Annotated in this window: 4 protein-coding genes; 1 reads left to right on the top strand and 3 read right to left on the bottom strand. The window is 62.7% G+C overall.

Going from position 1 to position 3770, the window contains the following annotated elements:
* The coding region (locus VGH68_RS05400) for an MFS transporter (protein ID WP_331602490.1) at window positions 1–925 on the top strand (925 nt) is incomplete at its 5' end.
* A 45-nt stretch (window positions 926–970) separates the two neighbouring features.
* On the opposite strand, the gene VGH68_RS05395 is transcribed toward VGH68_RS05400, so the two are convergent.
* Genes VGH68_RS05395 through VGH68_RS05385 form a run of 3 tightly spaced genes read right to left on the bottom strand, consistent with a single transcriptional unit; the run spans window position 971 to window position 3740 of the window.
* Window positions 971–1924, bottom strand: a complete 954-nt coding sequence (locus tag VGH68_RS05395; RefSeq protein ID WP_331602489.1) for a hypothetical protein — start codon at window positions 1922–1924, stop codon at window positions 971–973.
* Window positions 1918–2718, bottom strand: coding sequence for a MetQ/NlpA family lipoprotein (locus tag VGH68_RS05390; RefSeq protein WP_414696900.1), 801 nt, complete (start codon window positions 2716–2718; stop codon window positions 1918–1920). Before VGH68_RS05390 ends, VGH68_RS05395 begins: the two co-directional genes overlap by 7 nt.
* The gene (locus VGH68_RS05385; RefSeq protein ID WP_414696901.1) at window positions 2715–3740 is read right to left on the bottom strand and encodes a formylglycine-generating enzyme family protein; all 1026 of its coding nucleotides are present in this window, start codon (window positions 3738–3740) and stop codon (window positions 2715–2717) included. The genes VGH68_RS05390 and VGH68_RS05385 overlap by 4 nt, the downstream gene beginning before the upstream one ends.
* Window positions 3741–3770: the final 30 nt, after the last annotated feature.

The following is a 3770-nucleotide window of genomic DNA, read 5'->3' as shown; positions in this document are numbered from 1 at the left end:
CGAGGCGGGGTTCTTTCCCGGGATCATCCTGTATCTCACTTATTGGTATCCGGCGCATCGGCGCGGGCGGATGACGACGTGGTTCATGACGGCGATTGCGCTTTCCGGTGTAATCGGCGGCCCGGTGTCGGGTTACATCCTGAAGAGCTTCAATGGCGTGAACGGCTGGCATGGGTGGCAGTGGCTGTTTCTGCTAGAGGGCATTCCTTCGATCATCGTTGGGGTGCTGGTGTTCGTGGTACTCGACGATCGGATCTCGAAAGCGAAGTGGCTCACGAAGGAAGAGCAGCAGTTGCTCGAGCGCCAGGTGTCCGCCGAGGAAGCGACGAAGCACGATATGCCGATTCGTCAAGTGCTCACCAACGGGCGGGTGTTGATGTTCAGTCTCACGTACTTCTCGTTCGTGATGGGGCTTTATGGGGTGAGCTTCTGGTTGCCGACCATTATCAAATCGACCGGGGTGACCGATGCGTTTGTAATTGGGGTGTTGTCGGCGATTCCGTTTGCGGCGGCGGTGGTGGCGATGGTGTTGGTGGCGCGCAGCGCGGATCGGCTGCGCGAGCGGCGCTGGCACATTGCGGTGCCGGCGTTTGCTGGCGCTGTGGGGCTCGTGCTTTCCGTCGTTTGGGCGCATAACACGCTGCTTGCGATGACCGGACTCACGCTCGCGACGATGGGCATCCTCACTACTCTGCCGTTGTTCTGGAGTCTACCTACGGCGATTCTGGCGGGCACCGGCGCTGCGGCGGGGATTGCGATGATTAATTCAATCGGGAATCTGGCGGGGTTTTTGAGTCCTTATGCGGTGGGGTGGTTGAAGGAGGTCACTGCGGCTAATGATTCGGGGATGTATATGTTGGCGGCATTTATGGTGCTTGGGGGGCTGCTGGCGGTGAGTGTGCCGGCGAGGATGGTTAATAAGTGAGAGGTGTTGATGCAGATGCCCCGGCGGTGACCTGCCGCCGGCGGATCAATTCGCTGCGCCGCTCAAATACATTTCGACATTGGAAGCAAACGACGCATCGCTGCACCGAGATTCAGCCGCCAAAGGAACCGCAAGCAGCGCTTTCGCGCGCTGATAAGCGTTCGCGAAGCCACGCAGTTCCTGCGTAACCGGCCGGTCGTCCAGGCGGCGCCGCAACAGCGCCTGCTGGACACTGCGACCGATCAACGCGATCTGACTGTCGATGTAGTCGACACACAATTGGCGACAGCGCTCCGACGTGCTCGCCACCGCCAGTATCGCGGGCACGATGGAGATAGTCAGAAATCCGTCCGCGGGAATGCGCGCCAACGCGGCAGGCGAATTGAACAGATCTTCACGCAGCGATTCGAATACCGCCCGCCCCCACACCTCGCGCTCCTTTGCGAGCGCGCTGCGGCGACGTGTTAGTGCATCGAGAGCGCTGGCATCGACGACGTGGCCGTCGGAAACCAGCAACGCGGCGTCGGCGTGCTCACCTTCGTGAATGCAATTAGCGCCGAAATAAGCGCCGCTCTGATTGCGTGCGGCCAACACGAGATGCTGCAAGCGGTCCGGCACGAGCGGATCGAGCGGAACCACTTCGCACGTCACGGGCTTGCGAGCGAAATGAATCGCGCAGCGGCCGTCTTCTTCAAGTGCCGGGCACCGGCCGACAGAAGGGTAATCGTAGCCCTGTGTCGTGATACTGAAGGTGTCCCCCGCACGATGCAGCAGCGTCTGTGCAATCGAATCGAAAGCGGCGATGTCGGCTGCGTCGAGCACGGTTCCATGACCGCGCACGCGCAGCCGTTCGCCTTCCCGTCTGCGCGGCACGCGTGCAATTGCCAGACAGCCGATAAACAGATCGCGATGCCGGAACAACTCCGCCAAGGTCATCGACGGCGGACTATTGCAGCATTTGCCGCAGGCCGTGCAGGCGAACGAGAACGCGTTCACCATGGCCGGCGCACCGAGTCCTGATAGCGGGTGAGGATGAAGTGCGCGACACCGTCCGAGTGATACGCCGATACGAGTCGCGCGACCCAGGCCTGGGTGCGGTCGCTGTCTCGGACGGCGAGCACGTTCGCATACGGCGAGCGCGCATCTTCGAGACCGATGCTGTCACGGGCAGGATAGAGGCCTGCACGTGCCGCATCGTCGCTGTCGATCACCGCAAAGGCCACGCTGTTCAGCGAGTCGAATAAACGCGCGCGCGGCACCTGACGTATCTTCAGATTCAACCGGTTACTCGTGATGTCGCGAATGCTTGCGTGCAGACCCGCACTGTCCCTGAACGCGATGAGGGTGTAGTTCTGCAGCAGGATCAACGCGCGCGCGGCGCCTTCGCGGTCGTCGGGAATCGCGATGGTCGCGCCGCGTCGCAACTCGCTGAGGTTGGTCAGTTTGCGTGAGTACAGCGCGACCGGAAACGTGACGGTCGTCGCGACGGCGCTCAGCGCGTAGCCGTGCTGTTTGCGCTGCGTTTCCAGACTCGGTTCGTCTTCGAAACTCGCCGCGTCGATCTGCTTCGCGGCGAGTGCGGCGTCGATGGCGCCGGGTTTGTCGAACACGACGACGTCGAGCGCGAGTCCGCGAGTCGCTGCGACACGGCGCACTTCATCCATGATCTGCGCATGCGCGCCCGGCGCGACACCCACCTTGATGACCTGCGCTTCGGCAGCCGCTTGCGCAGGCTGATGCAGCGCCGCAAAAGTCATCAATGCCGCGGCCGCCGCGATTGAACGCGGCTTCATGACGCATCCCTCAACACCGTGCGAAAGCCGATATGCGAGGCGGGCAGATCCGCTTCCTGCTGTTCGCGCGATGCCGCGCGATAGCGCACGCAATAGTCGCGCGAACACAGGAACGAGCCGCCCTTGATCACCATCAACGTATCGTGCTTGCGGCTGAGCGGCGCGACGGCGGCGGTGTCCCCATTCGTGTGCGACTGATGCGGACCGCTATAGACATCCTTGGTCCACTCCCACGCATCGCCGATCATGTCGTACAGCCTGAAATCGTTGGCCGCATAGCAACCGACCGGCGAAAGGCCGGCGTGGCCGTCCTCTTTCGTGTTCAGCACCGGAAATACGCCTTGCCAGTAATTCGCGCTGGGCTTGCCATGCTCGTCGCGCGGCGCGGTGTCGAAATCGGCGCCTTCGTGACCGGCTTTACCCGCGTATTCCCACTCGGCTTCCGTAGGCAGGTCGCGGCCAAGCCACCGTGCGTACGCGAGCGCATCGGCTTGCGTGACCATTGTCACCGGCTGGTTCATGACGCCGTCGAGTTTGCTGCCGGGTCCGGTCGGATGATTCCACGACGCGCCCTTGACCCAACTCCACCACGCAAGGTCGCGTGCATTCATTTCCTCGCGTGTCGGCGTGTGAAACACCACCGCGCCGCCTTGACGTTCGGAGTCGCTGACATAGCCGGTCGCTTTGACGAAGGCCGCGAATTGCGCATTTGTCACATCGGTCTGGTCGATCCAGAATCCGCTGACACGCGTCTTGCCATCACCGGCCGGGCGCTCGTCTTCATAGCCGAGCTTGCTGCCGAACACGAAATCGCCGCCATGCAGATGCACCATGCCGGCCTTCGGATCGTCGCGCCAGCGCGCAGGCAAACCGCCATAGCGCTGGCATTGCTGCTCGGAGCCGAGGACGGTCAACGCACGGCCGCGGTTCAGATCGTCGAACCCGCCCGCGTTGCCGCCGCTGAAAACCGCCGAGGCGGCTGTCGCGGCGGTAAAGGCGGCGGCGAACGCGACCGTGGCGATTGCCGCGTACGCGCTGTAAAGCGCAGTGCG

The organism is Paraburkholderia sp., assembly GCF_036488505.1.
Lineage (GTDB): Bacteria > Pseudomonadota > Gammaproteobacteria > Burkholderiales > Burkholderiaceae > Paraburkholderia.
This window is presented reverse-complemented; position numbering and strand designations above follow the sequence as displayed.

Coding starts and splice junctions, on each gene's coding strand:
- VGH68_RS05395 (WP_331602489.1), bottom strand. CDS start 1,924: ATGGTGAACGCGTTCTCGTTCGCCTGCACGGCCTGCGGCAAATGCTGC.
- VGH68_RS05390 (WP_414696900.1), bottom strand. CDS start 2,718: ATGAAGCCGCGTTCAATCGCGGCGGCCGCGGCATTGATGACTTTTGCG.